This window comes from Gilliamella sp. LMG 34362 (genome assembly GCF_984569125.1).
Genome location: NZ_OZ474902.1, coordinates 1,705,760 through 1,722,333 on the forward strand (window position 1 = coordinate 1,705,760; position 16,574 = coordinate 1,722,333).

At 33.2% G+C, this 16,574-nt stretch carries 17 protein-coding genes; 8 read left to right on the forward strand and 9 right to left on the reverse strand.

The window, feature by feature from the left end:
• Positions 1–168: 168 nt before the first annotated feature.
• From AC5LWZ_RS07865 to AC5LWZ_RS07880, 4 genes are all read right to left on the reverse strand, one after another.
• On the reverse strand, positions 169–2,004 hold the full coding sequence (locus tag AC5LWZ_RS07865) for a hypothetical protein (protein WP_493463421.1): 1,836 nt from the start codon (positions 2,002–2,004) through the stop codon (positions 169–171).
• Positions 2,005–2,586: 582 nt separating this feature from the next.
• Positions 2,587–4,068 (reverse strand): hypothetical protein, encoded by a 1,482-nt coding sequence (locus tag AC5LWZ_RS07870; RefSeq protein ID WP_493463422.1) that lies wholly within the window; start codon positions 4,066–4,068, stop codon positions 2,587–2,589.
• Positions 4,069–4,694: 626 nt separating this feature from the next.
• On the reverse strand, positions 4,695–5,150 hold the full coding sequence (locus tag AC5LWZ_RS07875; protein WP_493463423.1) for a DNA polymerase III subunit chi: 456 nt from the start codon (positions 5,148–5,150) through the stop codon (positions 4,695–4,697).
• 13 nt (positions 5,151–5,163) lie between these two features.
• Positions 5,164–6,648 (reverse strand): leucyl aminopeptidase, encoded by a 1,485-nt coding sequence (locus tag AC5LWZ_RS07880; protein ID WP_493463424.1) that lies wholly within the window; start codon positions 6,646–6,648, stop codon positions 5,164–5,166.
• Positions 6,649–6,786: 138 nt separating this feature from the next.
• Here AC5LWZ_RS07880 and lptF point away from each other — a divergent pair, with 138 nt between their 5' ends.
• Both lptF and lptG read left to right on the forward strand, forming a co-directional pair.
• Positions 6,787–7,890, forward strand: a complete 1,104-nt coding sequence (gene lptF, locus AC5LWZ_RS07885; protein ID WP_493463425.1) for an LPS export ABC transporter permease LptF — start codon at positions 6,787–6,789, stop codon at positions 7,888–7,890.
• A gap of 10 nt (positions 7,891–7,900) precedes the next feature.
• Positions 7,901–8,965: an LPS export ABC transporter permease LptG gene (lptG, locus tag AC5LWZ_RS07890; protein ID WP_493463426.1), complete on the forward strand. Its 1,065-nt coding sequence runs from the start codon at positions 7,901–7,903 to the stop codon at positions 8,963–8,965.
• A 215-nt stretch (positions 8,966–9,180) separates the two neighbouring features.
• Here the strand turns inward: lptG and msrB are convergent, their stop codons facing one another.
• The 3 genes from msrB to msrA are packed head-to-tail and all read right to left on the reverse strand — an operon-like array spanning position 9,181 to position 10,761.
• Positions 9,181–9,618, reverse strand: coding sequence for a peptide-methionine (R)-S-oxide reductase MsrB (gene msrB / locus AC5LWZ_RS07895; RefSeq protein ID WP_493463427.1), 438 nt, complete (start codon positions 9,616–9,618; stop codon positions 9,181–9,183).
• 60 nt (positions 9,619–9,678) lie between these two features.
• The gene (locus AC5LWZ_RS07900; protein ID WP_493463428.1) at positions 9,679–10,209 is read right to left on the reverse strand and encodes a cytochrome b; all 531 of its coding nucleotides are present in this window, start codon (positions 10,207–10,209) and stop codon (positions 9,679–9,681) included.
• A gap of 3 nt (positions 10,210–10,212) precedes the next feature.
• Positions 10,213–10,761, reverse strand: coding sequence for a peptide-methionine (S)-S-oxide reductase MsrA (msrA, locus tag AC5LWZ_RS07905; protein ID WP_493463429.1), 549 nt, complete (start codon positions 10,759–10,761; stop codon positions 10,213–10,215).
• Positions 10,762–10,914: 153 nt separating this feature from the next.
• Here msrA and AC5LWZ_RS07910 point away from each other — a divergent pair, with 153 nt between their 5' ends.
• Positions 10,915–11,187 carry a DksA/TraR family C4-type zinc finger protein gene (locus tag AC5LWZ_RS07910; RefSeq protein ID WP_110447727.1) on the forward strand — a complete coding sequence of 91 codons (273 nt, stop codon included), beginning with the start codon at positions 10,915–10,917 and terminating at the stop codon, positions 11,185–11,187.
• A gap of 61 nt (positions 11,188–11,248) precedes the next feature.
• Here the strand turns inward: AC5LWZ_RS07910 and AC5LWZ_RS07915 are convergent, their stop codons facing one another.
• Positions 11,249–11,911, reverse strand: coding sequence for a DUF421 domain-containing protein (locus AC5LWZ_RS07915; protein WP_144188008.1), 663 nt, complete (start codon positions 11,909–11,911; stop codon positions 11,249–11,251).
• 205 nt (positions 11,912–12,116) lie between these two features.
• Between AC5LWZ_RS07915 and AC5LWZ_RS07920 the strand changes: the two genes are divergently transcribed.
• The gene (locus tag AC5LWZ_RS07920; protein ID WP_493463430.1) at positions 12,117–12,326 is read left to right on the forward strand and encodes a hypothetical protein; all 210 of its coding nucleotides are present in this window, start codon (positions 12,117–12,119) and stop codon (positions 12,324–12,326) included.
• Between the two features lie 341 nt (positions 12,327–12,667).
• Here the strand turns inward: AC5LWZ_RS07920 and AC5LWZ_RS07925 are convergent, their stop codons facing one another.
• Complete coding sequence (locus tag AC5LWZ_RS07925; protein ID WP_198247741.1) at positions 12,668–13,207, reverse strand: HPP family protein; 540 nt, start codon at positions 13,205–13,207, stop codon at positions 12,668–12,670.
• 115 nt (positions 13,208–13,322) lie between these two features.
• On the opposite strand from AC5LWZ_RS07925, the gene AC5LWZ_RS07930 reads away from it, so the two are divergent.
• The 4 genes from AC5LWZ_RS07930 (at position 13,323) to AC5LWZ_RS07945 (ending at position 16,448) form a co-directional block, all read left to right on the forward strand.
• Positions 13,323–13,487, forward strand: a complete 165-nt coding sequence (locus AC5LWZ_RS07930; protein ID WP_198247742.1) for a TetR/AcrR family transcriptional regulator — start codon at positions 13,323–13,325, stop codon at positions 13,485–13,487.
• Positions 13,488–13,625: 138 nt separating this feature from the next.
• Positions 13,626–14,318: a DNA alkylation repair protein gene (locus AC5LWZ_RS07935; RefSeq protein WP_198247743.1), complete on the forward strand. Its 693-nt coding sequence runs from the start codon at positions 13,626–13,628 to the stop codon at positions 14,316–14,318.
• Between the two features lie 3 nt (positions 14,319–14,321).
• Positions 14,322–15,254 (forward strand): DUF1848 domain-containing protein, encoded by a 933-nt coding sequence (locus AC5LWZ_RS07940; RefSeq protein ID WP_493463431.1) that lies wholly within the window; start codon positions 14,322–14,324, stop codon positions 15,252–15,254.
• Positions 15,255–15,590: 336 nt separating this feature from the next.
• On the forward strand, positions 15,591–16,448 hold the full coding sequence (locus tag AC5LWZ_RS07945; RefSeq protein WP_493464192.1) for a methylated-DNA--[protein]-cysteine S-methyltransferase: 858 nt from the start codon (positions 15,591–15,593) through the stop codon (positions 16,446–16,448).
• Positions 16,449–16,574: the final 126 nt, after the last annotated feature.

The window sequence follows — 16,574 nt, forward strand, 5'->3', positions numbered from 1 at the left end:
TTTCATAACATTTTGTATAACCTTCATATTTATAATATTATTGAAATTGAAGCTCATTTGAAAATAAATTTAATAATTGTCAATTTTTCCGCTGCCATGAATGTTCTATTTACAGTTAAAAAAATAGAAAATTAACAAATAGACTTTGCTTAATTTTTTAATTTAAGACTAAGGTGTTACACAAGCAACACGGTATATATCGCCATATTGGTTAAAGTCATACACAAGCGGTATACCAAAATTCAAATGATTAATGATTGGTTTGCCATTATTGGCTGATACGGTTGCATTGCTTGCTTGACTGGCGGTTAAGTAATAATAGGAATCCCAATCACTACCAGAATAGCCTGAGCACTGAAGTGAATATTGCGTTGTCGCATTCCAATCATTAACCATGCATCCCCATTCGCTATTAATTCCACCGATCCATTGTCCATTATCTCGATAACTTAACTGACGAGAATACCATGTACCATTGCGATTAGGGATACCAATATTCCATCCATTTTTTGGACTCAGTGTATTGACATAATCATTCACTTCAGCCAAACGATAACCAAAACCAAAATTGCTACAATATTCTTTAGCCTTATTTTGAGCAGCAATAACTTCAGACAAAGACGATGTACTCTTGGCATAATTGACAACTGGTTGAGGAATGTACCATCGCATTAATCTAAATTCATACAGTAACTTAGTTTTAGCCCTATCAAGATATATTTTAAAAGTGGATGGCCTAAATAGTTTATCATTTGAATTGTAACGTGGACCATTTAACTTTACTTTTAAAGCAGGTTCGATTATTCCAAAGGAACCACCGAAATATTCCCATTTCTCAGTCGAGCCAGCACTCAGTGATAAGGTCACATTTCCCCCTTCTTCTGCGTTTACTGTTTGGCCATTAGCATTTAAGACAGTTTGAGGATCTATACCACCAAATATTAAGTAAAAATAGAGCCCATGAGAGCCAGTGCTGGGAAAGTTGTTCTTAATTATCTGATTTGCACCATCATAATCACCGCTATTTGAGGCACTTATAACTTTATATCCTCTACCTGGTATACGTGTTATTCCTCCATCATTAGATGAAAAACCTTCGTCCCATAATGTACCTGATACGTCATAACCTCCTGATGGAAGAATTTGATTATGATAAACCAAACTAGGTTGAGCATAACAAGTCGTTGCTAATAATTTATTCGGTTTGATGTAATAAGAATGGCTACTAGAGGGAATAGTGTTTTGTTGGGGATCACCATAAGGTGTGATTAATGTGGTATCACTGGCAGTGATGGTTAATTTATACGGGCCATTACAGTTATTCATTAATGCATTGATATTTTGTTGAACTATTGGCGTAATGTCATAAAAGGTGGATTGCCCAGGATACGGCGATTCCCACTTTAAACTGAGATTACCTGTTGCTGTGGCGGTAATTTCTCCAGTAGTATCGTAACCGTCACCATCATCATCACCAAAATAACTATAAGGTGTTTTTAACAACTCCGCCATATCTAATTTGGGATAACTGGCATCACCGGCACTAGATAAAGGAACAAAAGTTTTGATACTAGCAAAGGTTTCCATGTCTAATGGTAATTCTATCGGGTTATTGAAGCTAGAAGTATCTTGTGAAGCTTGGATAGTTGTACCATCTGATAAAGTGATCCAAAAAAAATCATCAAACTTATCTAGTTTGCTGGAACCATTATCAATAGTAAAATAGGGTTCGTGGCCCTGAATGGCGTTGGATGTCGTTATATTAATTACATTTAAACCATAAGCATTAGTCGCCAGAATAATATTAACAATAAAGATTAAACGACTAAAATCATATAATCTTTGCGTTAATAGTAGCCTTTTGGAATATTGATTAAGTAAATGAAATAATGAGTAATATCGAATATGAAATCTTGTGGTATATCTTGCAGATTTAATCCCGAAATTAGTCGCTAATTTTCTAGTAGCGTATAGATATGTCATTAACCGACTGTATTTTAACATTTGTAAGGCTCCACCTTATGTTTTTATAAAAAATAAAGCACCAACAGAAATTTTAAATTGTTAAAAAATTCAGTAATCAAGATATAACAATACCAATAATAAATATTAATTAAGCAGGCAAATACAGAATAACCAAAAACTTATTTTATGTTTGACAATACAACTATTGATATCTTTATGACGAATTAAACGCTCTTATAGTACTTTGAAATTAAGAATTGCATTAATATTTGTGGATCGGTTTATTACTTATTTTCACATAAATAATACGAGTAGCTTGGTAGTTCTAAAACTTGATTGATAAATCAAGCTATGTCGGTTTAAATAATGCCATTTTTTTTAAGAAAAATATACCCTTTACACAAAATTTTTCAGTTTTTTATAAAAGCGTTTGTTGTATTTGGGGTTTATTTAGATGTTAGCTTTTTCTGAATAAAGCTTACGCTTGCGTAAAACATTTTTGTTGTGCATTTAGCAACTTAATAATCCTCTTCTTTATTCTCAAATTCAAAAATAAAGAAGAGTAAATGGTAGAGTACTTGCATGTTTTCATTTAATTAATAATATTTTTCAATAAACTTTTTATTGTTTACAAACTGCATGTAAATCGTTTGATTTTTTGTAAACTTTAATCTGCCCAATCCAAGCATCAATAGCAAATCTATCCATAAAATAGTCTGAATCACTCACAGGATCAATATATTGATCTCGAGAATAAAACCACAAAAATCCACTAAACCAATTTGAATCAGGGTAAGTATTCTTAATTGTCATACCCCATTCGCTCAAAAGTCCTTGTCCTATAGTACGAGTAAAGGCATCCCATTCAAGTGGCCATTCTGTCCATGACATTGGTGCATTTGGAGAATTTGACATTTCAGCCCTTGACGGAATATTCGCTTCTCCACCACATAAATTGACTGTTTGCTGATAAGTATAATAGTCATTCCCATATGGTACTGCCCATATACCGGTTAAATTGAAAGTATAGTTTTGTTCAGGAACTTGTCGATCATGTTTAAATTTTGCAGTTATTGTAACAGGACCTATCGGTTTTTTAATCAACATAACATAACCTTGTTTATCAACCGTAATACTATCATTTGGACTTGCCGAAAATGTATATTCAAAATCATCTTGATGACCAGTCATGACTAATTGAAATTTTGCTCCCGGAAAACCAGTTGTTGGAAAGTGCGGTACCACCGATACTTTAAAACCATTATTAGGATCGAAAACCTTAGCATCATAACCTCCACCACAATAGCTATCCCTTACTCGACTATTATCATAATTCCAACCATTAACCCAGTGTTTACTGTCATCAAAAAGCGATGATTCAAATTCATGCTCAGCATAACCAGATAAAAGACAATCAAGACTTCCTTGATATGGTACTGGTCTAACACTTCCCCAAACATATTGTGGATACAGTATCATTCCATAAGGTTTAGCATAACAGATTTCAGGTTTAGCCATAATTTTGTATTTTTGAGTGATATCAACATACTCGCTTTCATTAGGAATACCATATTCGGAATAGGTTTTTACTTTAGTTGTAATAGTTAAAGTTAACGGCATGGAAATACCACTACCACAACCAATTATTTTTTCATTATTTTCGATTTTTATCCCTTTATTATCAAACCAGCTATAATTTGTTTCTTCTACGGTGAACGGAGTATTATTGCGAATGCCATCACCATCGGTATCATCATAATTAGCCATCACATCTAAATCATTCATTGCATAATCTTTAATAATAAAGTCTTTAATTGTTAAATTACCATCAAACTGATTGATTTGTGTGTCACTTAAGTTATTGGTATTTGAACTATATAAAACACCATTAACAGTAAAACCATGTTTTTTCGATGCCCCTTCAATATCGACAACTTTCGGTTTATTACCAATAATGACATTTATACTATGTGCTGTAAGTGCTAGGCTTTTTTGACTGACGCCTAAAAAGCATAAAATAAATAAAATATAAATAAACGGTTTAACCAGAGATAAACAAACGGATAATAATGAAGAATTTGTTAAAGCAAAAATACAACCCATTGTATTTGCTATCAAATCTCCACCAGGTGAAAGCTGAACTAAACAGCGTTTTGTTTTTTTTGTTCTTTGACTAAATGGATATGGACTAAGACTAGATATTAACTTGGATTTTCTGTGAAAATATAAATTATCGTGAAAAAGTAAACTTGGATTGAGGTAATTAGCTGTAATTAAATTATAGGTTGAGCAGGTTTGGTGTTTGGTGTTTGGTGTTTAAAATTATAATGCATATTCGACATCCTGTCAATTAACTTTATGTTTAATTTGATATTTTATCTTCCATTGTTAGTTTGATTAACTAAATAAAGATCGATAAGCCTACTTAAAACTATTTAAAATTATAAAGACACAAAAAAACCTCGCAACCACTTTTTGAGGCTAAATTGTTAAATTTTGTAAATATTATTAGCATATTAGACTTTTAAAGGATCAAATAATAGCGTTAAAAAACCCGTTCCTCGAATTTTTTGGTTCTTTGCTTTTCGGACGTTTTTTTTGTTTGATGATTAGTTCTATATGGTGATTATGTCGGAGTAAATAAAAAGTATTTCATTGGTTTTTTTTATATTTTATTTATCATATTTCTATAAATTAGTTTGGCTAAAGTCAATTTTTGACACTTTTGATCATCGACATGTAATTGGAATAGTTTTGAGATTAAAACCGGCTTCTTTATAAGCTTTATATCTTTCTCTAGCCAACGATTTTTGTTGATCGTCGACAGGAACGAAATCGATAATATCACGATAAACACTGGCAAATTCTGGAAATTGTTGTTGTAAATTTATTAATAAATGTCGTGCACCACTACTGCGCTTTTGTGGCCAGCAGATTTCAACTGGCGATCCACCTTTTAAACCTTCACCAGCTAAGTTATGTGGAACAAAATCATCGGTATCAAGTTGCCATAAATATTCATCAATTCGCTCAGCTTGCGCTTGATCTTGGCAAGCAACCAGCACACGCTGTTTGCTGTGCCATGCTTCGACAATTTTTTCGCAGGCTAATTTTTCTTGAAATAATACCCCAGCATCATTAGCTGGGGCTGAGTTTTCCAGTAAATAGAAAATCACTTTTTTCATGATGTTTATCTATTTATTTTTGATCAAGTAAGTATTGAATTAACATCGCAACTGGTCGGCCAGTTGCACCTTTGTTGGCACCTGATTTCCAAGCTGTACCTGCTATATCAAGATGTGCCCATTGATATTTTTCAGTAAAGCGTGATAAGAAACAAGCAGCAGTAATTGTACCGCCATCTCGACCACCAGCGTTGACAATATCAGCGCAAGTCGATTTGATTTGATCTTGGAAATCACTATCAATCGGTAAAGACCATGCCTTATCACCAGCTTTATTTGATGAGGTAACAAGTTGTTCCACCAATTGTGGATTGTTACCCATTACACCAGTGTAATGGTGACCGAGAGCCACAATACAAGCACCGGTTAATGTCGCAATATCAATGACTGTTTTGGGGTTAAAACGTTCAACATAAGTTAAGGTATCACTTAAGACTAAACGGCCTTCAGCATCGGTATTAATCACTTCAACAGTAATACCTGACATGGTCGTTAAAATATCACCTGGACGATAAGCGTTACCATCAGGCATATTTTCACAACCAGCCATTACACCGATGACATTGATTGGTAATTTCAGCTCGGCTACTGCTTGCATTACGCCAAACACGGTTGCCGCACCACACATATCATACTTCATTTCGTCCATACCAGCAGAAGGTTTAATAGATATACCGCCTGAATCGAAAGTTAATCCTTTACCGACTAATACATAAGGTTGGGCTTTTTTGTCTTTAGCGCCATGGTATTCAATCACAGTCATAATTGATTCATTAGCAGATCCTCGTCCTACAGCTAAATAAGCATTCATGTTGAGTTTTGCTAATTCTTTTTCGCCAAAACAGGTGACTTTTAAATTAGTATGTTGTTGACCTAAACTTTTACCTTGTTCAGCTAAGTATTTAGCATTACAGACATTCGATGGCATGTTAGCTATATTTTTCGTGCTACTAATAGCTTTTGCAATAATTTGCCCTTGCGATAATTGGCCTTCAACTTGGTTGACAGTCTTTTTGTCGCCATAAAGCAGTGTCAATTTTTGTAAGCACGGTTGTTCTGATTTTGTTGATTTGAACTCATCAAAACAATAAGTTAATTCGCTAACAATTTGCGGTAGTTGCTTAGCAATTTCACCACTTATTGCTGAGTTTAAGGTCAAAATATCCCAACATATGTGGTTAATTTTTTTGCTAGCAAGCTCTTTAATTGTAGCTTGAATCACTTTTTTGGCGGCATTTAAATCAAAACTTTTTACGTCACCACACCCCACTACTAATATTTTTTGTTTGGTTGAATTTGCCAATGTATATAAAAATGTAGTTTTACCTAACTGACAATTAATATCACCTGATTTTATCAATTGACTAATCAAACCATTATTTTCTTCATCTATCTCTTTGATTAAATTAGATTGTGATTTACCTAATTGGACAGTAATAACTAAACATTCTTCTTTTTGTTTAGTTATAGCAAGGTTGTTTTTGATTGCGTATTGCATAGGTTTCTCTTAAAAAGTATCGAATATGAATAATAACATTTTATCGGTTCATTAAACGATAGCAACAAAAAGATAACGAAATAGTACAAATCGGATTATAATAGTTAGATTTTATAAGACGAATAGATAGGTAATAATGTGATAATTCGCCGATATTTAATTAAAGAGACAATGAAAACTCAAGGGGCAATATTATTTATATTATTGCTGATTTTCTTTTCTCAAAAATTAATCAGAGTTTTATCCAGCGCAATTGATGGCAGCATTCCTCGAGATTTGATTATGCCATTATTGGTGTTAGGTGTATCAAATATGGCTGACCTTATCTTGCCGTTAAGTCTTTTTTTAGGTGTGCTTGTTACCTTTGGTCGTCTTTATTCTGATAGCGAGATGGTCGCGATGCATGCTTGTGGCGTAAAAAAAAGACTTAACTATCAAGTCGTATTTTTACTTTGTGTAATGACATGTACATTAACTGCACTTAATAGTCTCTGGTTTGGCCCTTGGTCTAGTGTAAAACAAGATCAATTAGTTGAGAACGCAAAAATTAATCCAAGTTTAGCTGGTCTACTTGCAGGACAATTTCAACAAACACCGGATGGCAATTCAGTCATTTATATTGGCAATGTTGATAACAATAAGTTAGACAATGTGTTTATTGCCCAGATCAATCCTAGAAATAATCAACGCCCTTCTATCATTATTGCCAATAAAGGAAAAACAGAAGAAGATGCCGATGGTAATCAAATTATTACCCTTGAAGATGCTAATCGTTATGAAGGCACTGCCCAGTTAAAAGATTTTCGTATATCGAATTTTCATAACTATTTGGGCATCATAAAACCTAAAGAGTTAGATACAAATGTTGATGATGATAAAGCTGATGTGCAACAATTAGGGTTACTTGAACTACACCAGAATTCTACCGCAAAAGCCCAAGCTGAATTGTATTGGCGCTTAACGCTAATTATTTCAGTTCCTTTGATGGCTTTTTTAGTCATACCATTAAGTGTTTCAAACCCACGGCAAGGTAGATTAGCGCAAATTCTACCAGCATTATTACTTTATCTAGTGTATTTTTTAATTTCCAGCTCAGTTAAAGCTAATGCGGGCAAAGGCCGATTAGATCCTGCTTTATGGTTTTATCTCATTAATATAGGTTATTTTATTTTAGCTTTAATTCTAAATTGTTGGGATAACTTATTTATGCGTAAACTTCGTTTAAAATATAGTGCATTATAAGGGGTGAACGATGTTTTCGATTTTAGATCGTTATATAGGTAAAACTATTTTAAATACCATTGGGATTTGTTTATTTTTATTAATTAGTCTATCAGGAATTATTCGTTTTATTGATCAACTTAGAAGAATAAAAGTGGATTATGATGCGGTTTCTGTTGGTTTTTATTCTCTACTTATGGTGCCAAAAGATTTAGAATTATTCTTCCCCATGGCGGCACTTCTGGGTGGCTTAATCGGTTTAGGTATATTAGCCTCACGCAGTGAGCTCATTGTCATGGAAACATCTGGATTTAGCCGATTTAAAATTGCTTTAGCTGTAATGAAAACAGCCTTACCTTTAGTTATTTTAACTATGGCTATTGGTGAATGGGTTGCCCCAATCAGTGAACAAACCGCTCGCAATATGCGTTCAGAAAAACTTTATGGTGATTCCTTATTAGCACAGCAAGGGAGTTTGTGGGCTAAAGATGGTAATGACTATGTCTATATTGGTCATGTTAACAATGACAGCTCAATATCGAATATTGATATTTATAGCGTAGATAAAAATAAACTTCTTTCGATCACCCATGCTAATAATGGTGTATTTGAAAATGGAGTTTGGACTCTGTCAGAAATTGAAAAAAACGATTTAAACAATTCCGACCAAGTAACTGGCATCAATATGTTGACAATGCAATGGAAAACCAATATTACTCCCGATAAATTAAGTATTGTCGCCTTTGATCCAGAATCTCTATCCGCATCTGGTTTATATCAATATTCGCAATATTTGAAGGATTCTGGGCAAGATACCAAATATTATGACCTACTATTTTGGAAAAAGCTGATTAAACCTGTGTCAGTAGCGGTGATGTTACTATTGGCTTTATCTTTCATTTTTGGCCCGTTACGTAGTGTTTCGATGGGGGTTAGAGTGATTATTGGTATTAGTTTTGGATTTATTTTCTATATTGCCGATAATCTTTTTGCTCAAGTCAGTATTGTAATGGGAATTTATCCTATTGTAGGTTCAATGCTAACCAGCTTAGTGTTTTTATTAATTAGTTATATTTTATTTAAGCGTAAAAATTAGCATATTTATGAGAATTATCATTGCTCATTAAAAATGGTATTGGCATATACAATGCTCTGATATATGCCTATATTATCTTTCATATCAATCAAGCAAAACGTTCACAGTAAATATAAGCAGATTTACTTATATATTTGTTTATTAGGAGTAGAAATTCATTCAGGTAATTTTATTTTTAGCATCTATTAATTTGATAAAAGATCGATTAAATTAATTTATTTAAATAGCCTTAAATATTCACCATAACCTTGCGTTTCAAGTTCTTCTTTCGGGATAAATTTTAGCGCAGCTGAATTAATACAATAACGTAATCCACCTAACCCTGCAGGGCCATCAGTAAAGACATGACCAAGATGGGAGTCAGCCTTTGATGAACGCACTTCTATCCGGTTCATGCCGTGACTGTTATCTTCTTTTTCTATAATTTGTTGCTGATTAATTGGTTTAGAAAAACTGGGCCAACCACAGCCAGAATCAAACTTATCTAATGACGTAAATAGTGGTTCCCCTGAGACAATATCGACATAGATACCTTCCCGATAGTTGGCATTGTATTGGTTGTCAAATGGGGGCTCAGTGCCATTTTGTTGAGTAACATGATATTGCATAGGTGTTAATGCTGCTATAGCCTTATCTTTCACTGATTTATTCATGATTTATCTGCCTCACGTTGCGTTATAGATGCTATTAATATTACCAATTTTAAGTTGATATTAGTCGTTACAGCTCAACATCGATTGCAATACTTTATCTTTAAGCCAAAAATAATGATACAACGCACCTAATATATGAATAATAACCAATATAGCTAAAATGTAAGCACTGATTAGATGCATTGAATGAAACATTTGATGTGTCGAATTTGGCATAGCAATGGCCGGAACAGATATTAGACCAAAGACATTTAGATCTCGGCCACTCATCAAATAACCAGATAGCGGTGCAACGAGCAGTAAAATATAGATAAATCCTTGAGTAGATTTAGACAATATCCGTTGTAGTTTTTGTTCTTTAAGTAAAACATCAGGTACACCTTGGTCTCTAATTACTATTATTCGCCATATCATTAATAGCAAAACAACAACACCCAAAGATTTATGCAATAAATAAACAATTGGCATACCACCTAAAATATTCGACATTGTCACTTTAGCTAAAAGCAATAAAGTAACAATCACGATTAACAAGGCTGATGACCAATGGATCCATTTTTGTTTATTGCTATACTGTGGATAACTTTGCATTGCTTACTCACTTTTTGTTGCAGGCTTATCTTGCCAATTGTCAGCAATAAAATTGGATCGTCCAGATAAGCGATAATAACGGTTATAATGTTCTGGTTGTTTTTTATAGTAATCTTGATGATAATCTTCTGCCGGATAAAATGTTGTTGCTGGCTCTATAGCAACATTAATGGGATGACTAAATCGTTTACTTTCTTCTAATGTTTGTTTAGATGCGATTGCTTGCTGCTGTTGAAATTTATTATGATAAAAAATCACCGGTCGATAAGAATCTCCCCGATCAGCAAATTGTCCTTGTGAATCAGTTGGATCAATTTGTTGCCAAAAAATTTCCAGTAATTTTTTATAGCTGATCATAGTTGGGTCAAACGTTATCTGTACAGCTTCAGTATGGCCAGTATTGCCTTGGCAAACTTGTTGATAAGTTGGATTTACTGTGTGGCCTCCCGTATACCCAGAAATCACACTAATCACACCTTCATATTTGTCGAAAGGTTTTACCATACACCAAAAACAACCACCGGCAAATGTTGCTTGTTCATATTGTTGCATAAAAACCTCCAATTAAATGATATTAATAGAAATGATCTTTATTTTAAAACACAACACTTACTTTTGCTTGATAGCTTTGCGGTTATATTACTTGAAACTGGTCAAATAATCACCATATTATTAATCTAATGTAATTGTTTAGGAGGTGAAATAATGGCTAGTGGCTGGGCATCTGATGATGCTGTTAACCAACAAATTGAAAGCACAATTATTGATGCTATTGAACTTGCCAGACGCCAACTAAAACACGATAAACCAAGTACTGATTTTTGTGTTGAATGTGGTGATGCAATTGCTAAAGCAAGACAACTTGCTTTGCCTGGCGTACAATACTGTGTTAATTGTCAACAAGAAATGGATAAGCAATTGGCTAAGTCGGCAATCTTATATAACCGTCGTGGCAGTAAAGATAGTCAACTTCGATAATCTATCTGTTGATGGGAGGGAGAGAATGGTCCCTCCCTTTATTATTGTTTACTGTTATTAATTATTTTTTATTATCATGTTCAGCTTTACGCACTTCATCATAGGGATAAACTAATAATTTATCATCAAACCATTCAGCACAAAAAATATCTTTGATATCTTTATATCCTTGTTTTTTAATTTCATGCTTAAGCCAAGTTTCATTTTTATGTAATTGTTCAAGATTATCCTGACTAATCGCCCCATTTTCAATCACCAATACCGCGATATCTTTATCGCCTTTTTTGATAATAGTTAAAGAGCCATTTAATTCGTACCAAACTTGTTTTAATTCACTAAATGCGCAAATACCTTGAATATTAATTAACGTTTCGAAATCTCTAACTGGTAAATTCGCTTTAATAAAATTGTCAGATAGCAGATGACCATTTTTAACTAATTGTATCGGTTCACCGTCGATGGCATCGCGTAATTTTGAGTTTTTAGATTTGATGAATCGAACTAAAATAAGCAGTCCCGCCCAAATCGCTACTGCTCCAGCTGACTCCCACGCGGAGACATTAGCATTAAGTAACGTTCCTCCTACTAATGCACCAATAACCATACTCCCTACTTGATCTAATTGCGACATAGGCGCTATTTGGCTTTTACCAGATAATTTGACATAAATAAGTAAAATAATAAGAGCAACTAAAAATTTTGGAGCCATTTCGAGTAAATACATTTCTAACCTCCTAGTGTCTATCCAACCACAATGACCAACATTAATTAAATATGGTGTAATCGAATAAGTAACAGTTAAACAAGATGTATTAAGGACTAGCTAAATTTTTATTTATTTGAAACAAAAGACAGATTATTTTCTAATGGTGATTTGACAATAAAATGAAAGCATTGCTATTTTACTCTAAAAAGGATTTAAAAAAAATATGATACTTGTCATAGATATTTACTATTTAGATGATAAAGCGAAAACCGTCGGTATTTTATTTGAACAGTTTGCTGACAGAATCAAGGAGATAAAATCCGTTATCACTGATTACCAATCGAAAGTTGCACCATATCAATCAGGCAATTCTATCAACTTGATTTACCATGTTATTAGCTCTATTTTATCAAGTCGATTTCATTGCGATTGAGACGATTATTGTGGATGGTTATGTCCGTTTAAATGAAGGTGAACTTGGTTCAGGTGGTCATCTATATCAAACTCTTGATAAAAGATACCTATTATTGGTGTTGCTAAAAAGTTCTTTGCTGATAATAGCCAATATGTGATAGAAGTGATTCGCGGCCAAAGTAATAAGCCTTTATATGTCACGTCATTAGGAATAGAGTTAACTAAAACTGCAGATCATATTAAATCTATGGCAGGCAAACATCGCATGCCAGATTTACTTACCTATTTAGATCAACAAACCAAATTGTTTAAAATTGAATAGTATGCTGTTTTTTTGCTAATAGCAGTTATATCAATAAACTATGATTCCTTGTTATTATTAAATAGTGCCAACCAGTAAATAGGCCAATGTTTTTTATTGAAAAGATTATTAATTATATAAGCAATAGCAACTAATATTACTGCACCAGACAACACCGGAAATAAAAGAAAAGTAAAATCATAATCTATTTTATCTGCAGTTAGTAAAATAACTAATGGATTAGCACCTGCAGGCGGATGCACAGAACGAAAATATTGCATTGCGGCAATTGCAACCCCCACGGCTGACGCAGCAACAATTATATCGTTACCGAATAATTTAAGAAACACTAATCCAACAAAAGCCGATATCAAATGACCAAAGATGACATTTCTTGGTTGGGCTAAGGGCGAGTAAGATACCGCAAATAAAATTACACAACTAGCTCCAAATGGAGCCATTATATAGTCATTATCAGTAAATTGCGTTAGGCCAATAAGAAACAATATACTAACAAAACCACCTATCAAGCTTTGTAACAACTCAATTTTTTGCGGTTTAAGTGGCAATTTCTCCTTGCCGAAAATAAATGATTTCATTATTCTTTTATCCTATTAAATGAGTAAAATATATGTACAACACCAAAAATGAACAACTTTGTACGCTTTTATATTAGTACAGATCTGTTCATATATCAAACTCTTTGGATCAAAAATGAAAAAAACACCTAAATTAATAGCGGATACCGCCGAACAACTCTTTTATCAAAAAGGGTTTGCTAATGTCGGAGTTGATGAGATACGAGACCAATCAGGTTGCTCTAAAACATCGCTATATAAACATTTTGGTAATAAAGATAATCTAATTTTGAAATTTTAACGTAATTCTTGATTAGAAAAATTAAATCTGATAGTCAGTTTTGAGCGAAACGCAGACATTTTTTACAATATAAAGAATATAGTTATCAAATAGCAAGATTCAGATTGTAATACATAATAGAATTTATAAAATCCTATTATGAGAGAAAAAATACGCATAGAGCTTGAAAAAATAGCAGAAGAAAATTATCGAATCTTTGCTACAAAGCTGATTCCCAATGTTGATAATTTATTAGGTGTGAGATTACCTAGACTCCGTAAAATAGCAAAAAAAATAGCACAGCTCGACTATGAATACTACCTTGCGATGGATGATCCCTTATACTTCGAGGAAGTGATGTTACAAGGTATGATTATAGGTGAAATAAAATTACCATGGAATGAACGTTCACGTTATGTGAAACACTTTACTTCTAAAATTAATAATTGGTCAATCTGTGATAGTTTTTGTTGTGGATTGAAGTTTAAAGCCTCAGAAAAAGAGATTGTATGGCAGTTTCTACAACCCTATTTTGCATCAGATGCCCCATATGATATTCGCTTTGCTGTCGTCATGTTGCTTTTTCATTTTGTGAATGATGAATATTTGCAGAAAGTATTTACTTTGTTCAACCAAATCAAAAACGATGATTACTATGTTAAGATGGCTGTTGCATGGGCTATTTCTATCTACTTCCGAGAGTTACCTAAGTTAACGATGGCATACTTACAGAAAAATCAACTAGATGATTGGACTTATAATAAAGCATTACAAAAAATAACTGAATCTTTGAAAGTGGATTGTAATACAAAAATCATCATTCGAACCATGAAAAGAAAGAAAAATAAATAAATTATGATTATTAGTGCTAGCCGCCGAACAGATATTCCTGCTTTTTACTCTTCGTGGTTTTTTAACCGTCTAAAAGATGGTTTTGTACTGGTTCCTAATCCGAGGAATTCAAAGCAGTTAAGTCGCATTTTTCTATCACCCGATATAGTTGATTGTATTGTATTTTGGACTAAAAACCCATCTTCTATGTTAAATAAACTGGTAAAGCTTTCTGAGTATCCTTTTTATTTTCAGTTTACATTAACAGCTTATGAAGCAGACATTGAAAAACATCTTCCTGCTTTGCAAAAACGAATAGCTATATTCAAGCAATTAGCTGAGCAAGTTGGACAAGATCGTGTTATTTGGCGATATGATCCTATATTAATTAATAAACATTATACCATTGATTATCACATCGATTTTTTTAATAAAATTGCTTCCTCTCTTCGCGGCTACACGGATAGTTGTATCATTAGTTTTATTGATGATTATCCGCACATACGACAATCACTAATCAAAGAAGATATCAATCGATTACAGGTAGTTGACATATTAAATCTTTGCAGTTCATTATCTGAAATTACTAGTGATAATCAACTAATTTTACAAACATGTGCCGAGGAAATTGAGTTATTGAATTGCAATATTTCTCATGGTGCTTGTATCGATAAAACACGTATTGAAAAGATAACCGGCAGCTTATTATTGGCTAAGAAAGATAAAAATCAGCGAAACAACTGCCAATGTTTAGAAAGTATTGATATTGGAACATATGATACCTGTTCTTTTGGATGTATATATTGTTATGCAACCACTTCAAAGAGAAATGTACAAGCTAATAAGCGTCTACATAATCAATATTCACCGAAATTAGTGGGGGATCTACTTGAAACAGACATAATCAAAAATAAGCCAATGCGATCGTTATTTTCTTTACAAAATGAATTATTTTAATAGCAAGATTCGGATTTTTAATTTTTGAAACTTTAAATATTATGAGATGTATCATTAATTAAAATAAAGAAAGCATGAAAAAGTTATCTAAAAATGTTTATTTAAGACTGGTTGATAGTAGTGTTATAAGGCACATGTTAATAAAGAAATTCAAGTAACTTACATTGAAAAAACTTAAGAAGAAAGTTTGGAGCTACTACGAATTGAGGTTTTGACGCACATGTTTTTTTGTGAATAAAGTTTGTTATTCCGTGAGTAAGAACAAGTCGGTCAATATTCAAATAAATAATAACTTTCTATGTAGCAACCTTAGTTCGGTGAAATGGAGTATTCATGATGCAAAAACAAGAACAAATCGATTTTGCTCGAATAAGAAAAGCTATCGGATATTTGAATGAAAACTATAAATCTCAACCAACACTTGTACAAGCCGCAGAGCATGTACATTTAAGTCCTTATCATTTTCAACGCATGTTTTCTAGCTGGGCAGGTGTTAGTCCTAAACAATTCCTAAGATACATCAGTATAACTCACGCTAAAAAACTTCTAATAGAAGAAAAAGCCTCATTATTGGATACCGCCTATGAGTTGGGATTGTCGAGTACAAGCCGTTTACATGATTTGTTTATTGATATTGAAGGTATGACTCCAGGAGAGTATAAAAATGGCGGTGAAAACTTAGCAATTAACTATAGTTTTGTTGAAAGCCCTTTTGGAAAAACCATCGTTGCATCAACAACAAAGGGGATTTGTTATATTGCTTTTGTTAATGATGAAGTGTCATCACTTAAATTATTAAAAGACCAATATCCTAATGCTCAATTCCAAAAACATAGAGATCAGATTCAACAAAATGCAATCCTTGTATTTACACAAGATTGGTCAAGACTAGATAAAATTAAGTTACATATCAAAGGTACCGATTTTCAACTGAAGGTATGGCAGGCTTTATTGACTATCCCTATGGGAAAACTCTCAACCTATAGCAACATAGCAGACAAAATAAATAATCCAAAGGCTAGCCGTGCGGTTGGCTCGGCTATTGGTGATAATCCGGTAGCATTCTTAATTCCCTGCCATAGAGTTATAAAATCAACAGGATTACTAGGACAATATCATTGGGGATGTGATCGCAAAGCCGCAATGATTGGTTGGGAAGGAGCTAAAACAGATGGTTCAACATCTATAAGCTAAGTAAAAATCAAAGTGAGCTTCATACAAAAGTAACAAAAAGAATTAAGACAGAACCAATAAAGTTTGATTGTTATTAAAAATAAAATATCTACGAAAAGCTAAACTGCAATTCAGAAATGCACATGA